Annotated in this window: 18 protein-coding genes and 1 other annotated feature; of the genes, 11 read left to right on the plus strand and 7 right to left on the minus strand. The window is 54.9% G+C overall.

The window, feature by feature from the left end; translation table 11 throughout:
- The first annotated feature begins 5 nt into the window (after window positions 1-5).
- Window positions 6-1,430, plus strand: coding sequence for an exodeoxyribonuclease I (sbcB, locus tag MC50_RS26025; RefSeq protein ID WP_032699224.1), 1,425 nt, complete (start codon window positions 6-8; stop codon window positions 1,428-1,430).
- 114 nt (window positions 1,431-1,544) lie between these two features.
- On the opposite strand, the gene fusA is transcribed toward sbcB, so the two are convergent.
- A complete protein-coding gene (fusA, locus tag MC50_RS26030) occupies window positions 1,545-3,647 on the minus strand; it encodes an elongation factor G (RefSeq protein ID WP_032686804.1) in 2,103 nt (700 codons plus the stop codon).
- 240 nt (window positions 3,648-3,887) lie between these two features.
- On the opposite strand from fusA, the gene MC50_RS26035 reads away from it, so the two are divergent.
- Window positions 3,888-4,187, plus strand: a complete 300-nt coding sequence (locus MC50_RS26035) for an ArsR/SmtB family transcription factor (RefSeq protein ID WP_004864510.1) — start codon at window positions 3,888-3,890, stop codon at window positions 4,185-4,187.
- A 236-nt stretch (window positions 4,188-4,423) separates the two neighbouring features.
- Here MC50_RS26035 and MC50_RS26040 read toward each other — a convergent pair whose 3' ends face one another.
- The 4 genes from MC50_RS26040 to MC50_RS26055 form a co-directional block, all read right to left on the minus strand.
- Window positions 4,424-5,782, minus strand: a complete 1,359-nt coding sequence (locus tag MC50_RS26040; RefSeq protein ID WP_032686803.1) for an APC family permease — start codon at window positions 5,780-5,782, stop codon at window positions 4,424-4,426.
- Entirely contained in the window at window positions 5,772-5,837 is a 66-nt protein-coding gene (gene yoeI / locus MC50_RS29315; protein ID WP_099002043.1) for a membrane protein YoeI, read from the minus strand. Before yoeI ends, MC50_RS26040 begins: the two co-directional genes overlap by 11 nt.
- A 236-nt stretch (window positions 5,838-6,073) precedes the next feature.
- A complete protein-coding gene (locus MC50_RS26050) occupies window positions 6,074-6,964 on the minus strand; it encodes a LysR substrate-binding domain-containing protein (RefSeq protein WP_047665304.1) in 891 nt (296 codons plus the stop codon).
- A 37-nt stretch (window positions 6,965-7,001) separates the two neighbouring features.
- The gene (locus MC50_RS26055) at window positions 7,002-7,826 is read right to left on the minus strand and encodes an SDR family oxidoreductase (RefSeq protein ID WP_047665306.1); all 825 of its coding nucleotides are present in this window, start codon (window positions 7,824-7,826) and stop codon (window positions 7,002-7,004) included.
- A 175-nt stretch (window positions 7,827-8,001) separates the two neighbouring features.
- On the opposite strand from MC50_RS26055, the gene hisL reads away from it, so the two are divergent.
- From hisL to hisIE, 9 genes are all read left to right on the plus strand, one after another.
- Complete coding sequence (gene hisL / locus MC50_RS26060; protein WP_099130698.1) at window positions 8,002-8,052, plus strand: his operon leader peptide; 51 nt, start codon at window positions 8,002-8,004, stop codon at window positions 8,050-8,052.
- Window positions 8,028-8,150 (plus strand) — a sequence feature (His leader region). It overlaps the preceding gene by 25 nt.
- A 46-nt stretch (window positions 8,151-8,196) precedes the next feature.
- The gene (hisG, locus tag MC50_RS26065) at window positions 8,197-9,096 is read left to right on the plus strand and encodes an ATP phosphoribosyltransferase (RefSeq protein ID WP_004864517.1); all 900 of its coding nucleotides are present in this window, start codon (window positions 8,197-8,199) and stop codon (window positions 9,094-9,096) included.
- 56 nt (window positions 9,097-9,152) lie between these two features.
- The gene (gene hisD, locus MC50_RS26070) at window positions 9,153-10,457 is read left to right on the plus strand and encodes a histidinol dehydrogenase (protein WP_004864519.1); all 1,305 of its coding nucleotides are present in this window, start codon (window positions 9,153-9,155) and stop codon (window positions 10,455-10,457) included.
- On the plus strand, window positions 10,454-11,515 hold the full coding sequence (gene hisC, locus MC50_RS26075) for a histidinol-phosphate transaminase (protein WP_004864522.1): 1,062 nt from the start codon (window positions 10,454-10,456) through the stop codon (window positions 11,513-11,515). Before hisD ends, hisC begins: the two co-directional genes overlap by 4 nt.
- A complete protein-coding gene (gene hisB / locus MC50_RS26080) occupies window positions 11,512-12,579 on the plus strand; it encodes a bifunctional histidinol-phosphatase/imidazoleglycerol-phosphate dehydratase HisB (RefSeq protein ID WP_047665309.1) in 1,068 nt (355 codons plus the stop codon). The genes hisC and hisB overlap by 4 nt, the downstream gene beginning before the upstream one ends.
- A complete protein-coding gene (hisH, locus tag MC50_RS26085) occupies window positions 12,579-13,169 on the plus strand; it encodes an imidazole glycerol phosphate synthase subunit HisH (RefSeq protein ID WP_032686800.1) in 591 nt (196 codons plus the stop codon). Before hisB ends, hisH begins: the two co-directional genes overlap by 1 nt.
- On the plus strand, window positions 13,169-13,906 hold the full coding sequence (hisA, locus tag MC50_RS26090) for a 1-(5-phosphoribosyl)-5-[(5-phosphoribosylamino)methylideneamino]imidazole-4-carboxamide isomerase (RefSeq protein ID WP_032686799.1): 738 nt from the start codon (window positions 13,169-13,171) through the stop codon (window positions 13,904-13,906). Before hisH ends, hisA begins: the two co-directional genes overlap by 1 nt.
- A complete protein-coding gene (gene hisF / locus MC50_RS26095; protein ID WP_004864530.1) occupies window positions 13,888-14,664 on the plus strand; it encodes an imidazole glycerol phosphate synthase subunit HisF in 777 nt (258 codons plus the stop codon). Before hisA ends, hisF begins: the two co-directional genes overlap by 19 nt.
- On the plus strand, window positions 14,658-15,257 hold the full coding sequence (hisIE, locus tag MC50_RS26100) for a bifunctional phosphoribosyl-AMP cyclohydrolase/phosphoribosyl-ATP diphosphatase HisIE (RefSeq protein WP_004864532.1): 600 nt from the start codon (window positions 14,658-14,660) through the stop codon (window positions 15,255-15,257). The genes hisF and hisIE overlap by 7 nt, the downstream gene beginning before the upstream one ends.
- Window positions 15,258-15,362: 105 nt before the next feature.
- Here the strand turns inward: hisIE and MC50_RS26105 are convergent, their stop codons facing one another.
- Window positions 15,363-16,370 carry an acyltransferase family protein gene (locus MC50_RS26105; RefSeq protein ID WP_032686797.1) on the minus strand — a complete coding sequence of 336 codons (1,008 nt, stop codon included), beginning with the start codon at window positions 16,368-16,370 and terminating at the stop codon, window positions 15,363-15,365.
- 344 nt (window positions 16,371-16,714) lie between these two features.
- Entirely contained in the window at window positions 16,715-18,019 is a 1,305-nt protein-coding gene (locus MC50_RS26110; RefSeq protein ID WP_047665311.1) for a glycosyltransferase family 2 protein, read from the minus strand.
- Window positions 18,020-18,079 lie beyond the last annotated feature (60 nt).

Consider the following 18,079-nt stretch of genomic DNA (forward strand, 5'->3'; position numbering starts at 1 on the left):
AGATTATGCAAGATAGCGCCAACCAGCCCGGATTTTTATTCCACGATTACGAAACCTTCGGCACCCACCCTGCGCTCGATCGACCGGCCCAGTTCGCCGCCATTCGTACCGATGCCGAACTGAATATCATCGGTGAGCCGGAGGTTTTCTACTGCAAACTGGCCGACGACTATCTGCCGCAGCCGCAGGCGGTAATGATAACCGGGATCACTCCGCAGGAAGCGAACGCCAAAGGCGACAATGAAGCCGCCTTTGCCCGCCGGATTCACGATCTGTTCACGGTGCCGAAAACCTGCATCGTCGGCTATAACAATGTGCGCTTCGATGATGAGGTCAGCCGTAATATTTTCTATCGTAACTTTTACGATCCCTACGCCTGGAGCTGGCAGCACGACAACTCGCGCTGGGATCTGCTGGATGTGATGCGCGCCTGCTATGCCCTGCGCCCGGAAGGGATCAACTGGCCGGAGAACGACGAGGGTCTGCCGAGTTTTCGCCTTGAGCATCTGACCGTCGCTAACGACATTGAACACAGCAACGCCCACGACGCGATGGCCGACGTTTATGCCACCATCGCCATGGCAAAACTGGTCAAAGCCCGGCAACCGCGTCTGTTTGACTATCTCTACAGTCATCGGAACAAGCGCAAGCTGGCGACGCTGATCGACGTTGCGCACATGAAGCCGCTGGTCCATGTCTCCGGCATGTTTGGCGCGGCGCGCGGCAACACCAGCCTGGTGGCACCGCTGGCCTGGCATCCGGATAACCGCAATGCGGTGATCATGGTCGATCTGGCCGGCGACATGACGCCGCTGCTGGAACTGGATGCCGATACCCTGCGCGAGCGGCTGTACACGCCAAAAGCCGATTTGGGCGAGCTGGCGGCGGTGCCGGTTAAGCTGGTTCATCTCAATAAATGCCCGGTACTGGCCCAGGATAATACGCTACGCCCGCAGGATGCCGACCGTCTGGGGATTAACCGCCAGCGCTGTCTGGATAACCTGCAGCTGTTGCGCAGTCATCCGCAGGTGCGGGAAAACGTGGTGGCTATTTTCGCTGAAGCGGAGCCGTTTGTTCCCTCCGACAACGTCGATACTCAGCTTTATAACGGCTTTTTCAGCGATGCCGACCGCGCGGCGATGAAAATTGTGCTGGAAACCGAGCCGCGTAACCTGCCGGCGCTGGATATTACTTTTGCCGACCAACGGATAGAGCGTCTGCTGTTTAACTACCGCGCCCGTAACTTCCCCGGCAGCCTTGACGAGGCCGAGCAGCAGCGCTGGTTAGAGCATCGTCGCGAGGTGTTTACGCCGGCGTTTTTGCAGGCCTATGCCGATGAGCTGCAGATGCTGTATCAACAGCATCAACAGGACAGTGAAAAGCTCGGGCAGTTGAAGGCGCTGTGGCAGTACGCGCAGGAGATTGTCTAAGTTGCGGGAGTGCCCGGAGGCGGCGCTTGCTGCGCCTTGTCCGGGCGATAAACCCCCATGCCGCACGGTCCCGTCGCCCGGATCAGGCGAGAGCCGCAACCCGGAAACGGTGATTTAGCCTTTGGCGCGGCTGGCGATAATCGTGTCTGCCACGTTGCGCGGGGCTTCCGCGTAGTGATGGAACTCCATACTGTATGTCGCTCGTCCCTGCGACATCGAGCGCAGCGTAGTGGAATAGCCAAACATTTCCGCCAGCGGAACGTCCGCGCGGATAATCTGGCTGCCGAATCGCTCTTCCATCCCCTGCACCATGCCACGACGAGAAGAGAGATCGCCCATAATATTCCCGGCGTACTCTTCCGGCGTTTCCACCTCCACATGCATCACCGGTTCGAGAATCACCGGATCGGCTCTGCGCGCCCCCTCCTTGAAGCCGAAAATCGCCGCCATGCGGAAGGCCATTTCCGATGAGTCGACATCATGATACGAACCAAATGTCAGGGTCGCTTTGACATCGACCACCGGATAACCCGCCAGCACGCCGGTGCCCATCGCTTCGCGCAAGCCTTTCTCCACCGAAGGAATGTACTCGCGCGGCACCACGCCGCCTTTCGTTGCGTCTTCAAACACAAAGCCGCTCCCCGGCGCCAGCGGTTCGAGGGTCAGTACAACATGACCATATTGCCCTTTCCCGCCGGACTGACGGACAAATTTCCCTTCCACCTCTTTCACCGTTTTACGCAGTGTCTCGCGGTAGGTCACCTGTGGACGGCCGATATTCGCCTCAACGCCGAACTCACGCTTCATCCGGTCGACGATAATTTCCAGATGCAGTTCGCCCATCCCGGAGATAATTGTCTGCCCGGACTCTTCATCAGTATGCAGGCGGAAAGAGGGATCCTCAGAGGCCAGGCGCTGGAGGGCAATCCCCATTTTTTCCTGATCCGCTTTGGTTTTCGGCTCAATCGCTAACGAAATCACCGGTTCCGGGAACTCCATCCGTTCCAGGGTAATGATCGCATTCGGATCGCACAGGGTGTCGCCGGTGGTGACATCTTTCAACCCGACGCAGGCGGCAATATCCCCGGCATGCAGCTCATCCACTTCGTGGCGATCGTTGGCATGCATCAGCACAATACGCCCGATGCGTTCTTTCTTACCTTTGACCGGGTTGTAAACCGCGTCGCCTTTTTTCAGGGTGCCGGAATAGACACGAATAAAGGTCAGCTGGCCGACATACGGGTCAGTCATCAGTTTAAACGCCAGCGCCGAGAATGGTTCGTCGTCGCCAGGATGGCGTTCCGCCGGCTGCCCTTTCTCATCAACGCCGTCAATCGCCGGCACATCCTGCGGCGAAGGCATCAGTTCGATAACCGCATCCAGCATCCGCTGTACGCCTTTATTTTTAAAGGCGCTGCCGCACAGCACCGGCTGAATTTCGCCGCCAACGGTACGTTTACGCAGCCCGGCCACAATATCGGCCTCGCTCAGTTCGCCGCTCTCAAGATATTTATCCATCAGCTCATCGTTAGCTTCCGCCGCTGCGGAGACCATTTTCTCTCGCCACTGTCGGGCGGTTGCCAGCAGCTCGTCCGGTACCGGCGCATAGCTGAAGGTCATCCCCTGGGTCGCGTCATCCCATAAAATGGCGCGCATTTTGATGAGGTCCACCACGCCGGTGAAATGCTCCTCGGCGCCAACAGGGATCACGATCGGCACAGGATTTGCCTTCAGGCGGTCAATCATCATCTGCACGACGCGGAAGAAATCAGCGCCCGGACGGTCCATTTTATTGACGAAGGCCAGCCGCGGAACGTGATATTTATTCGCCTGTCGCCACACGGTTTCCGACTGCGGCTGCACGCCGCCGACGGAGTCATAGACCATCACCGCACCGTCCAGCACGCGCATCGAGCGCTCCACTTCGATGGTGAAATCCACGTGGCCCGGGGTGTCGATAATATTGATGCGATGCGGCTCGAAGCTACGGTCCATGCCGGGCCAGAAACAGCTCACCGCGGCGGAGGTAATGGTAATTCCGCGCTCTTGCTCCTGCGCCATCCAGTCAGTGGTTGCCGCGCCATCGTGTACTTCACCCAGTTTGTGGCTCATTCCGGTGTAAAACAGAATGCGCTCGGTGGTGGTGGTTTTACCGGCATCGATATGCGCGGAGATACCGATGTTGCGATAACGTTCGAGAGGGATGGGTCGGGGCATGATGCGTCCTTAGTCATTTTGACTGTCAGTAAGCGGCCAAATTGTGCCGCAGAGTGGTTAACTGCCGCCATCATAGTACAATTGTACGAGTATATTCGAACTATTTTTACTATCACTGTCATTGGTGAAGCGGCGGCTTGCACGCGTGGCGTTAGACCCTCAGTTTGGATATATTACCTGCCAGCCGCCGATACGGGCTGCGACTCCCGGGAGCCGCGCAACCGCCGACACAGGAATATTATGATCGCCAATCACCCCGAACGTGAACACATTCGCCTGGAAAATGTTCTTTTTGCCCTTGGTAACCCGATGCGCCTGGAGATCGTTCGCATCCTGGCCGACGGCAGCGAGCAGAGTTGTAACGCATTGCGTCATGAAGACATCGCCAAGTCGACGATGACCCACCACTGGCGCGTCCTGCGCGATAGCGGGGTCATCTGGCAGCGCCCTCAGGGACGGGAGAATATGATTTCCTTGCGCCGGGAGGATCTCGACGCGCGCTTTCCCGGGCTGCTGGATGCGCTTTTGAAGGTGATGTAGCAGGTGAAGTCAACCCTTCGGGATATGTGCCCGCATTTCTACCGGCTGGCGGCTGACGCCTTTCCCGGCCTACTGGCTCTGTACTAGCGACCCGGTCTGTCGCTTCTTTCCGGCTACCGGACAGCTCTCCCCTGTAGCCCCGGTAAGACGTCAGCCATCACGGGGAAATCCGCGAGCGTCGGAAACAAAAAAGCCGGAGGTTTCCCTCCGGCTTTTTGAATCACTACGGGCGATGGTTACGCCACGTCTTCGTACTGCGGTACCGGGTTGCGGAAGCTTTTGGTCACGCAGGCCAGGTATACCAGACCAATACCGCCCCAGATCAGGCCCAGAATCATTGAGCTCTCTTCCAGGTTAATCCACAGCGCACCCACGGTCAGGGCGCCGCACACCGGCAGGAACAGGTAGTTAAAGTGGTCTTTCAGCGTCTTGTTACGCTTTTCACGGATCCAGAACTGGGAGATCACCGACAGGTTAACGAAGGTAAATGCCACCAGCGCCCCGAAGTTAATCAGCGCCGTCGCCGTCACCAGGTCGAATTTAATCGCCAGCAGAGCAATCGCGCCAACCAGCAGCACGTTCCACGCCGGAGTACGCCATTTCGGGTGGACGTAGCCGAAGAAACGGGTCGGGAACACGCCGTCGCGGCCCATGACGTACATCAGACGAGAAACGCCTGCATGCGCGGCCATACCGGAAGCCAGCACGGTCACGCTGGAGAAGATCAGCACGCCCCACTGGAAGGTTTTACCCGCGACGTACAGCATAATTTCAGGCTGTGATGCGTCCGGATCTTTAAAGCGCGAGATATCCGGGAAATAGAGCTGCAGGAAGTAAGAGGCGCCGATGAAAATCAGGCCGCCAATCAGCGCAGTCAGGAAGATAGCCTTCGGAATCACGCGCTCAGCGTCTTTGGTCTCTTCAGACAGCGAAGAGATGCCATCAAAGCCGAGGAACGAGAAGCACAGAATGGTCGCACCGGTAATCATCGGCACCACGTGCGCCCCTTCAGACCAGAACGGACGGGTGCTGGTCAGTGTGCCTGCGCCTTCGCCGTGCATCACGCCGTAGATAATCAGGCCAACAATCACCGCCACGATCCCCATCTGCAGGATAACGATCAGGGTGTTGAAGTTCGCTACGGTCTTGATGCTGCGCAGGTTAGAGATGGTCATAAAGGCCACCAGCGCGACAACGAAGATCCACGAAGGAATTGAAGGCACCAGCGCTTCAAAGTAAATTTTGGCCAGCAGAATATTGATCATCGGCATGAACAGATAGTCCAGCAGCGATGACCAGCCCACCATAAAGCCCACGGCCGGGCTGATGGATTTCTGAGCGTAGGTGTAAGCGGAACCCGCTGACGGGAAACGACGAACCAGTTTACCGTAGCTCAGTGCCGTAAAGAGAATGGCGATCAGTGCGAAGGCGTAAGCCGTCGCGACGTGACCGTCGGTCAAACCAGAGACGATACCAAACGTATCGAACAGCGTCATCGGCTGCATATAGGCCAGGCCCATCATTACAACCGGAATCAACGTAAGCGTTTTACGTAATTCCACGCGAGAGGTTTTTGGAGTAGCGTTATGCGACATGGTGGTTATCCCCTTTTACGGCGAAGGCCAGCGCGTAAGCAAAAAATTGCCCCATTTTAGTGTATTCCTCAGCGACAACGACTGTCGGTTTTTAGTAAATATCTATCCGGTACGAAGCCCGGCCTCTTGGTATTGAATGATGTGTCTTTAAAGCAAAAAAATAACCGACACTTTAAAAAAGCGTCGGCTAGTTTCTATTTTTTCAGGCCGCGTATTTTGCAACACTTACTGGCCAAATGACAAGATGTTGGAGCGCCAAATCGTCGCCACAATTACTTAACAGATTAATATTTATACAATTTTAATATCATAGATCGTATGGATAGCATTATTTGCTAAAATCTCGCTGCGCCACCATGCGCAAGAGAGTCCGGCGGCGTCTTCATTCCAGCCCAGCCATGCCCGATGCGCGGGTAAATGAGAGGCCACCTCTTTCTCTATCAGCTCACCGCTTTCCAGCTGAGCCTGCACCAGATACCTTGGCACATACCCCCATCCCAGCCCCGCGCTAATCAACATCAGCTGGCCGGCAAAATCGTACGTCACCAGGCTTTCCTGATCGTCAACCGACGGCCACTCCCCGCCGCTCACAATAGCCCGATAGTGTTTCATCGCCCGCCAGCTTAGCGGCGCATCCATTTTTGCCAGCGGATGCTGCGGCGCGATAACGAAGATGTGCGCCAGCTCACCTAGCTGGCTAAAGCCATAGCCGACCCGCGCCGGCGGATCGCTTAATACCCCAACGACAATATCTGCCCGCCCTTCCACCAGCGCATTCCAGCCACTGGCCGGCGTATCGCGGACAAAACGCAGTCGGGCAGCGGTATGCTGCTGATAGAACCGGCTGACCAGAGGCGCCAGTAAAAAGAAGGGGAAAGTGTTATCCACCGCCAGCACCAGCGCATTTTCCCAGCCCTGATGCAGTTTAATCGCCTGTTTTTCCAGCTCGCGGACGGTATGCAGAACTTCGCGCCCCTTTTCCAGCAGCATCTGTCCGGTGGGGGTAAAGCGCGCCCGATGGCCGCTGCGGTCAAGCAGCTGAATATTGAGATCGCTTTCCAGCTTATGAATGGTATAGCTCAGCGCAGAAGGCGTTTTGTACAGCTTTGCCGACGCAGCGGCAAAGCTCCCCTCTTTTTCCAGCGCATCCAGAATGACGAGCACATCCAGCAGTGGTTTCATCGCCGCCCCCTCAGGTTCGCGATTCCCCGCTGGCGGATTACTCCATCGGCATCACCAGCGGATCGGGGTACTGATAATCAAACCCCAGTTCATAGCAGATACGGTTACCATCAATAATTTTTCCGGTGCCGCCGTTTGGGCTATCGGCAAACACCGGGGCCGGTAAGCCAAGTTCACGGGCCATTTGCGGATAGAACACGCCGCGCGCCGGATGTTTAGGCGCACATATATTATAGATGTGTCCGCCCTTCGGAGCCTGCAGCAGCAGCTCGATTGCTGAAATGACATCCTGCAGGTGTACCAGGTTCACGCCGTGCTGACCGTCCGGCGCGGACTTCCCGGCAAAGAAACGCCCGGGATGACGAGAGGGCCCCACCAGTCCGGCCAGACGCAAAATATCCACCGAGGTACCCGGAAGGTTGTGCAGCCAGTCCTCCAGCTCCTTCAACACCCTGCCGCTGGCGGTTTGCGGATCGCGCGGCGAATTTTCTTTTAACGTCCCGCTGGCATTGCCGTATACGGAAGTGGAACTGGTGAAGACAATCCGCGGGATATGGTAGGCCAGCGCCGTATCGACGAGCTCCTGTACCGCCTGCAGATAAAAATCCTCCCCAGGCCCGCTGCGGCGTGCCGGCAGCGTAATCACCAGCGCATCCACGTTCATCAATGCATCCAGATCTTCGGCATCGCAGACCAGCTGCGGCTCCAGGCGTAACGGATAGCTGTCGATACCGCACATCCTCGCCGCCTCCACGCCATCCTGGGTGGTTTTGCTGCCGGTAACCTGCCATCCCCGCGCGCTCAATGACAAAGCGAGCGGCATGCCCAGCCATCCTAAACCGACAATTGCGACCTTTTTCATACCTGGCTCCTGACTCTTTCGCTGTGCTGACTTAAGGCTACGCCAGCCAGCGGCAACTGACAATTTCTTCAGTAAAGATGAAATGAATTAATGATGGTAAAAAGCCCTTGCTTTCTGCGCTTGAAGTGGTTTAGGTTAAAAGGCATCAAATGCATAGTCATTCAAAGAGAATTTTATGAACAGCGTTCAATTTAAACACCATCATCATCACCATCATCCTGACTAGTCTTTCAGGCGATGTGTGCTGGAAGACGTTTAGATCTTCCAGAGGTGCATGAGCGCGAATAGAGCCCCCGGAAGATTTACTTCCGGGGGCTTTTTTTTGAACCAAATTCGGACAGATTCAGACAGGAATTAAGAGGAAATAAGAATGTTAGACAACAGCCGTTTACGCATAGCTATTCAAAAATCAGGCCGCCTGAGCGAAGATTCACGCGAATTACTGAGCCGTTGTGGCATTAAAGTGAATTTGCACACCCAGCGTCTGATTGCGCTGGCGGAAAATATGCCGATCGACATTCTGCGTGTCCGCGATGACGATATCCCGGGGCTGATTATGGACGGCGTGGTGGATCTCGGCATCATTGGCGAGAACGTGCTGGAAGAAGAGTTGCTGAGCCGTCGCGCTCAGGGTGAGGACCCGCGCTATTTCACTCTGCGTCGCCTTGATTTTGGCGGCTGCCGCCTGTCGCTGGCCACTCCGGCGGATGAACGCTGGGAAGGCCCGTCGTCGCTGGACGGCAAACGTATTGCCACCTCCTATCCGCACCTGCTCAAGCGCTACCTCGATCAGAAAGGCATCTCCTTTAAATCCTGTCTGCTGAACGGTTCCGTTGAAGTCGCCCCGCGCGCTGGCCTGGCCGACGCGATTTGCGACCTGGTCTCCACCGGCGCCACCCTGGAAGCCAACGGTCTGCGCGAAGTGGAAGTGATGTTCCGCTCTAAAGCCTGTCTGATCCAGCGCGATGGCGAAATGGCCGATGCCAAACAGCAGCTCATCGACCGTCTGCTGACCCGTATTCAGGGGGTGATTCAGGCGCGCGAATCCAAATACATCATGATGCACGCCCCGACCGAACGTCTGGAGGAAGTGGTGGCCCTGCTGCCAGGCGCTGAACGCCCGACTATTCTGCCGCTGGCAGGTGACAAACAGCGTGTTGCCATGCATATGGTCAGCAGCGAAACCCTGTTCTGGGAAACCATGGAAAAACTGAAAGCGCTGGGTGCCAGCTCCATTCTGGTACTGCCCATCGAGAAAATGATGGAGTAATCCACGGGGAACAGGCCCGACGGGCCTGTCTCAGAGATTAGACAGGGGAAACGACCATGAGCTTCAATACCATCATTGACTGGAACAGCTGCAGCGCAGAACAACAGCAACAACTCTTAATGCGCCCGGCGATTTCTGCCTCCGACAGCATCACCCGTACGGTGGCGGACATTCTTGATAACGTCAAAACCAATGGCGACGCGGCGCTGCGCGAATACAGCGCAAAGTTTGATAAAACCGACGTCAAAACGCTGCAAGTCAGCGAAGAAGAAATTGCCGCTGCCGGCGCTCGCCTCAGCGATGAGCTGAAACAAGCCATGGCGGTCGCAGTCAGCAATATCGAGACCTTCCACAACGCGCAAAAACTGCCGGGCGTGGACGTGGAGACGCTGCCGGGCGTACGTTGCCAGCAGGTGACCCGCCCTATCGCCTCCGTCGGCCTCTATATTCCCGGCGGTTCTGCGCCGCTGTTCTCGACGGTACTGATGCTGGCGACGCCGGCGCGCATCGCGGGATGCCAGCAGGTCGTTCTGTGCTCCCCGCCGCCGATTGCCGATGAGATTCTTTACGCGGCCCAGCTTTGCGGCGTGCGCACCATCTTCAACGTCGGCGGCGCTCAGGCGATTGCCGCGCTGGCTTTCGGCACCGAGTCGGTGGCCAAAGTCGATAAAATTTTTGGCCCGGGCAACGCCTTCGTCACCGAAGCCAAGCGCCAGGTCAGCCAGCGTCTGGACGGCGCGGCGATCGATATGCCGGCAGGGCCGTCAGAAGTGCTGGTGATTGCCGACAGCGGCGCGACGCCGGACTTTGTCGCCTCCGACCTGCTGTCGCAGGCGGAACACGGCCCGGATTCTCAGGTGATCCTGCTGACTCCGGATGCGGCGATGGGACAACAGGTCGCCCGCGCCGTTGAGCGCCAGCTGGCGGAGCTGCCGCGCGCTGAGACCGCCCGGGAAGCGCTCTCGGCCAGCCGTATTATCGTGGCCCGCGATCTCGCCCAGTGCGTAGAAATCTCCAACCAGTACGGTCCGGAACACCTGATTATCCAGACCCGTAACGCCCGTGAACTGGTTGACAGCATTACCAGCGCCGGTTCGGTGTTCCTCGGCGACTGGTCGCCGGAATCCGCCGGTGATTATGCCTCCGGCACCAACCACGTGCTGCCGACCTATGGCTATACCGCCACCTGCTCAAGTCTGGGACTGGCGGACTTCCAGAAACGCATGACCGTGCAGGAGCTGTCGCGCGAAGGCTTTGCCGCCCTCGCCTCGACCATTGAGATCCTCGCCGCCGCAGAGCGCCTGACCGCCCACAAAAATGCCGTTACGCTGCGCGTTGCAGCCCTTAAGGAGCAAGCATGAGCATCGAAGATTTAGCCCGCGCTAACGTGCGCGATCTGACGCCTTATCAGTCTGCTCGCCGTCTGGGCGGCAAAGGCGATGTCTGGCTGAACGCCAATGAGTTCCCGACCGCCGTCGAATTTCAGCTGACCCAGCAGACGCTGAACCGCTACCCGGAATGCCAGCCGAAAGCGGTGATTGAGAATTATGCCCGCTATGCCGGCGTTAAGCCGGAGCAGGTTCTGGTCAGCCGCGGCGCCGATGAAGGTATCGAGCTGCTGATCCGCGCCTTCTGCGAACCGGGACAAGATGCGGTGCTGTATTGTCCGCCAACCTACGGCATGTACAGCGTTAGCGCTGAAACCATCGGCGTGGCCTGCCGGACGGTACCGAGCCTGAGCGACTGGCAGCTCGATCTGCCGGGCATCGCCGCGAATCTCGATGGCGTGAAGGTGGTGTTTGTCTGCAGCCCGAACAACCCGACCGGGCAGATTATTAACCCCAACGATATGCGCACGCTGCTGGAGATGACCCGCGGGAAAGCGATTGTGGTGGCCGATGAAGCCTATATCGAGTTCTGTCCGCAGGCGACGCTGGCCGGCTGGCTGAGCGACTATCCGCACCTGGTGGTCCTGCGCACGCTGTCAAAAGCCTTTGCCCTCGCCGGACTGCGCTGTGGGTTTACCCTGGCGAATGCCGAGGTGATTAGTCTGTTAATGAAAGTCATCGCCCCCTACCCGCTGTCAACGCCGGTGGCCGACATTGCCGCCCAGGCGCTCAACGAGCAGGGTATCGCCGCGATGCGCGCGCGCGTGGCGCAGATTCTCGACGAGCGTGAGTATCTGATCGGTCAGCTGCGCGATATCCCGTGCGTTGAACAGGTCTTCGACGCCGAGACTAACTATGTCCTCGTACGCTTTAAAGCGTCCAGCGCAGTGTTTAAATCTTTGTGGGATCAGGGCATTATCTTACGAGACCAGAATAAACAACCCTCATTAAGCGGCTGTTTGCGTATCACTATCGGTACCCGTGCAGAGAGCCAGCGCGTGATTGACGCTTTGACTGCGGAGAATGTATGACCCAGAAGTTTCTCTTTATTGACCGTGACGGTACGCTGATTTCCGAGCCACCGGTTGATTTTCAGGTAGACCGCTTTGAAAAGCTGGCCTTTGAGCCGCAGGTGATCCCTGCCCTGCTGAAACTGCAGCAGGAAGGTTACAAGCTGGTGATGATCACCAATCAGGACGGTCTGGGGACCGACAGTCTGCCGCAGGCGGAGTTTGACGGCCCGCACAATCTGATGATGCAGGTGTTCTCTTCCCAGGGCGTCAGTTTCGACGAGGTGCTGATTTGTCCGCATCTGCCGGCCGACAACTGCGAATGCCGCAAGCCTAAAACCCAGCTGGTGCTGCCGTGGCTGGAAGAGGGCGTCATGGATAAAGCCCGCAGCTACGTTATCGGCGATCGCGCCACCGACATCGAGCTGGCGGATAACATGGGCATTACTGGCCTGCGCTATGACCGCGAGACGCTGAACTGGCCGACTATCAGCGAACAGCTGACTCGCCGCGACCGCTATGCCCACGTTGAGCGCAACACCAAAGAGACCCAGGTGGATGTCAAAGTCTGGCTGGATCGCGAAGGCGGCAGCAAAATCCACACCGGCGTCGGCTTCTTCGATCATATGCTCGATCAAATCGCCACCCACGGCGGTTTCCGTCTGGAGATTAACGTCGGCGGCGACCTCTATATCGACGATCACCACACCGTGGAAGATACCGGTCTGGCGCTGGGTGAGGCGTTGAGGCTGGCGCTGGGCGATAAGCGCGGGATCAACCGTTTTGGGTTTGTGCTGCCGATGGACGAATGTCTGGCCCGCTGCGCGCTGGATATTTCCGGTCGCCCGCACCTGGAATATAAAGCCGACTTCGCCTATCAGCGCGTCGGCGATCTGAGCACCGAGATGGTGGAGCACTTCTTCCGTTCGCTCTCCTACACCATGGCGGTCACGCTGCACCTGAAAACGAAGGGCAAGAATGACCATCATCGCGTCGAAAGCCTGTTTAAGGCCTTTGGCCGTACGCTGCGTCAGGCCATTCGCGTGCAGGGCGATACGCTCCCCTCGTCGAAAGGAGTCCTGTGATGAACGTGGTGATCCTCGACACCGGCTGTGCCAACCTCAATTCGGTAAAGTCGGCAATCGGCCGCCACGGCTACCAGCCGGCGGTCAGCCGCGATCCGGATGTGGTGCTGCGCGCCGATAAACTGTTTTTACCCGGCGTCGGTACCGCGCAGGCGGCCATGGATCAGATTCGCGAACGCGAGCTGATTGAGCTGGTGAAAGCCTGCACCCAGCCGGTGCTCGGCATCTGCCTCGGCATGCAGCTGCTGGGGCGGCGCAGCGAAGAGAGCAACGGCGTGGATTTGCTGGGCATTATCGAAGAAGACGTGCCGAAAATGACCGACCACGGACTGCCGCTGCCGCATATGGGCTGGAACCGGGTCTACCCGAAAGCCGGGAACCGTCTGTTCCGCGGTATTGATGACGGCGCGTATTTTTATTTCGTTCACAGCTATGCCATGCCGGTGAATCCTTACACCATCGCCCAGTGTCATTACGGCGAGCCGTTCACCGCGGCGGTACAGAAAGATAACTTTTTTGGCGTCCAGTTTCACCCGGAACGCTCGGGCAGCGCCGGCGCGCAGCTGCTGAAAAACTTCCTGGAGATGTGATGATCATTCCTGCTTTAGATTTAATTGACGGCACGGTTGTCCGTCTCCATCAGGGCGATTACGGCCAGCAGCGCGACTACGGCAACGATCCGCTGCCGCGCCTGCAGTCCTACGCCGCGCAAGGGGCCGAAGTGCTGCACCTGGTCGACCTGACCGGCGCGAAAGACCCGGCGAAGCGCCAGATCCCGCTGCTGAAAACGCTGGTTGCCGGAGTGAACGTGCCGGTGCAGGTTGGCGGCGGCGTGCGAACGGAAGAAGATGTGGCAGCCCTGCTTGCCGCAGGCGTGGCGCGCGTGGTGGTGGGTTCAACGGCGGTGAAATCGCCGGAAGTGGTAAAAGGCTGGTTTACGCGTTTTGGCCCGCAGCATCTGGTGCTGGCGCTGGACGTGCGTATCGACGCGCAAGGCAACAAGCAGGTGGCAGTCAGCGGCTGGCAGGAAAACTCCGGCGTGACGCTGGAAGAGCTGGTGGAGAGCTATCAATCCGTCGGCCTGCAGCACGTCCTGTGCACCGATATCTCTCGCGATGGCACTCTGGCGGGGTCCAACGTCGCGCTGTATGAAGAAGTGTGCGCCCGCTATCCGCAGGTGGCCTTTCAGTCTTCTGGCGGTATCGGCGATCTTAATGATATTGCCGCGCTGCGTGGAACCGGTGTGCGCGGCGTGATTGTCGGTCGCGCGCTGCTGGAAGGTAAATTTAACGTAACGGAGGCTATTCAATGCTGGCAAAACGGATAATCCCCTGCCTCGACGTTCGCGACGGCCAGGTAGTGAAAGGCGTGCAGTTCCGTAATCACGAAATCATCGGCGATATCGTCCCGCTGGCGAAACGCTATGCCGACGAAGGCGCTGATGAGCTGGTGTTCTACGATATCACCGCCTCCAGCGACGGCCGCGTCGTCGATAAAAGCTGGGTGTCGCGGGTAGCGGAAGTGATCGATATTCCTTTCTGTGTCGCAGGCGGAATTAAATCCCTCGACGATGCGGCGCAGATTCTCTCCTTCGGCGCCGACAAGATTTCGATTAACTCCCCGGCGCTGGCCGATCCGACGCTGATTACCCGTCTGGCCGATCGTTTTGGCGTGCAGTGTATTGTGGTGGGCATCGACACCTGGTTTGATGCCGAAAGCGGTAAATATCACGTTAACCAGTACACCGGCGATGAGAGCCGCACGCGAGTGACTCAGTGGGAGACTCTCGACTGGGTGCAGGAAGTGCAGAAACGTGGCGCCGGCGAGATCGTGCTGAACATGATGAATCAGGATGGCGTGCGTAACGGCTACGATCTTGAACAGTTGCGTAAAGTCCGCGCCGTCTGCCACGTGCCGCTTATCGCTTCCGGCGGCGCCGGCACCATGGAGCACTTCCTTGAAGCCTTCCGCGACGCCAACGTCGACGGCGCGCTGGCGGCGTCGGTGTTCCACAAGCAGATTATTAATATTGGTGAACTAAAAACGTACCTGGCAGCACAGGGCGTGGAGATTAGGGTATGTTAACTGAACAGCTGGACTGGGAAAAAACCGACGGCATGATGCCGGCCATCGTACAGCACGCCATCTCCGGCGAAGTCCTGATGCTGGGCTACATGAATCAGGATGCGCTGGCGAAGACCGAAGAGAGCGGTAAAGTGACCTTTTATTCACGGACCAAACAGCGTCTGTGGACCAAAGGGGAAACCTCCGGCAACTTTCTCAACGTGGTGAGTATTACTCCGGATTGCGATAACGATACCCTGCTGGTGCTGGTTAACCCAATCGGCCCGACCTGCCATAAAGGCACTTCCAGCTGCTTCGGTGACGCCGGCCACCAGTGGCTGTTCCTGTATCAGCTGGAACAACTGCTGGCCGAGCGTAAGCATGCGGATCCGGAAAGCTCATATACCGCGAAGCTGTACGCCAGCGGTACCAAGCGTATTGCGCAAAAGGTCGGGGAAGAAGGCGTGGAAACCGCGCTGGCGGCAACGGTGCATGACCAGTTTGAGCTGAAGAACGAAGCGTCGGATCTGATGTATCACCTGCTGGTACTGCTGCAGGATCAGGGGCTGGATTTGACGGCGGTGGTCGAGAACCTGCGTAGCAGGCATAAATAAATCGATGAAGGGAGGGTAGGCCCCTCCCCTTTTAGCCGTCGCAACGCTACTCCGGCTGCAGTGCACTAACCAGTTAAATACCGTTCAATAAAACCCAAACTATAATTAACTTATTTTGGCAATCTGACGCTTTAACGCCCGATAGAGAGGATAATCGATAAATCGCGCATAAATATAGGCAATGAATATTGATGCAAATGCCGCTATTGATATTGATACCCAGGCATTCTCAGAGTCAAAAATGAATCCGGATACGATAACCAGTTCATGCAATAAATACAAAGGGAAGCTAATATAACCGAGAAACAAGAATAAATTAGAGGTGAAAATTCTCTTTATCAATTGATTATCCGGAAGATGATCGATGAATAGCATCGGGATAAACGCAACAAATAAAAAATAGTCCAGTCGACTATGGTTCATTGCATATACGCCAACGATCGATACGATCGCCGCTGCGGTAATAAAGAAAGCCATGAACTTTTCTTTCATCAGACACTTAAAGTACTCTGTCTGTGATAAAGAAAAAAACAATGAACCAATCAGCATTGACAGCATTGCTGTTAGCATTGATGGCGGTATCCCTGATGGATGTTTATGCCACAGAAAAATAAATAATAAACCTGCAACTACCGCACGAGTCATATTTCCTAATCGCGTAAAGATTAGAGGAATTAAAAGTGACACCCAAAACTCAATACTGATACTCCATGATGGCTCATTGACTAACTTGAAGTCATGCCAGTAAAGACCATGAAGAAATAATATATTTTTTAATATCACGCTAATAGAAAAAACATCCGGACTGGAAACATAGCCGCCATGGTGTGCATTGTAGTAATAAATGGCTACCATCAGTATCGTTGACAGAAAATGAAGCGGCCATAATCTGGCAAAACGTGTAAGAACGTATTTGAAAAAGTTTCCTGAGGCGTGGGCATAGGTTAGAACAAAGCCACTCATGATGAAAAAATATACCACGCACAGATAGGCACCGCTAAATGGTCTGACTTGCGGCCAACCCATAAAGCTGCCAAACATATGGCTGAGCATGACCATACCCGCCAATATCCCACGAGTGCCATCAATGGCATCAAATCTATTAACAGACAATCTACACCCCATATTCCAATGAGTAAAACTACATTCTTTTAGAAGAAAGAATTTATTAGTAATAAAAAGAATAGCTATCAATATTCAAAGGTGATCACTGCCCGATAGAAAAAATTCAAAAGGCAGGAAGTCACAAAAAACACAAGTACACACATCGAGATATTACTGCCCCCAGTAAAACTCGACAAAAACCTATTACTCTCTAACTAATAAATTATTAATCTAACAGGAATAGAGACTCGCAAATCATATGACCAGGAGCTCTTTTATTTAACGAAAAATTTTTATTGAAAATAACAAGAACACTAACAAAGAAGTGAAACTTGCTTAACTTCTTTTTGAAATTATTTAAAAAAACGTCTTACCACTCGTAGTGGCTTAGTCAACTTCCAGGATAAAGAAGAGATTAAATTTTTGTGATGCTGATAAATTTCATTGAATTCTTGCTGTTTGATAGTTATTTCATGATGCATATTATTATTTTTGTCAGTTAACTGACGAATATTCTTTTCCTGTTCAGTAACCCGCTCTTCAATCTCATGCAATTGATTATGTAATATCGCATTTTCATCCTTTTGCTCAGCGAATGAGTCAGTCAGCGTCTCAACTTCTTGCTGTAATGCGGAGCTCTTTGCCTGGAAAAACTCAAGCTCCTTCAGAACACGATCTTTAAGGGAGAATAGGTACTCTTCAGCTGACAGCGTGGTGATTCTATGATGCGCGGCGGCGATAAATTCATCATAAAAATCATCATCCTTTGCATCTAACGCAACAATAAACTCTTTCACTTGCTGATAAAACGGATGAAATGCCGGACCAGATATCGTGTTTAAATGCCACTCAAGGAAAACGACAACATAGTTTTTGTAATCTCTGAGACGTTGATCCATCATCCCCTGCTGACAGATAAATGCTTTAAGAGCCACTAATGCTTCAACAGCACAGCGGTGCGATTCTGCTCTCGTGGCGGATAAGGATTCACTACGATTGATGGTATGAGAAATTAACGTTTCATTTAAGACCGAGATTCTGTTCGCCATCAGCATGAAGGCACAGACGAAGAAAAGATCGTTTGTTGTCCTGATTTCCTGAAAACGAAGCTGATGAGTAGCAATAAATTGACGCCTGAGAAGCTTGTCCCATGGCCACCAGACAAAGGCGCGGAAAAAGTCAGAGGGAATATCCTGGGAGGAAAAAACCATAAGCTCAGGTAGCAGCTCCTGGCGAACTGACCACGGCATCGGAGCATAAACTTGTAAGGAGGGATCAAAAGACTGGCTGCGACAAATAACGACATCCGCTTGTGTATCGCTGGCCTGCGCGTACATGCGCTCCAACATCATGTTATCAGCGTAATCGTCGTCATCGAGGAAAATAACGTACTCACCGATAGCAGCATCCAACCCAACGTTTCTCGATCCTCCACCACCAAGATTTGTCGTGTTGTTAATAACTCTAATCCGTGAATCAGTTTCAGCCAGCGCAGAGACAATCTCTAAGGTATTATCGTCAGAACAATCATTGATAATAATGATTTCGATATCATTTAATGTTTGCGACAAAACGGTGCTTAATGTATCGGAAATATATCCAGCAGCATTGTGCACAGGGATAATAACAGAAACAACAATACTCTTTTTTTCAGACATGTAATCACCTTGACGCTTAGCTTCTAAACGCAATTATATTTATTTATTGGTAGCGTTTAA

The organism is Klebsiella planticola (genome assembly GCF_000783935.2).
In the GTDB taxonomy this organism is placed as follows: Bacteria; Pseudomonadota; Gammaproteobacteria; order Enterobacterales; family Enterobacteriaceae; genus Klebsiella; species Klebsiella planticola.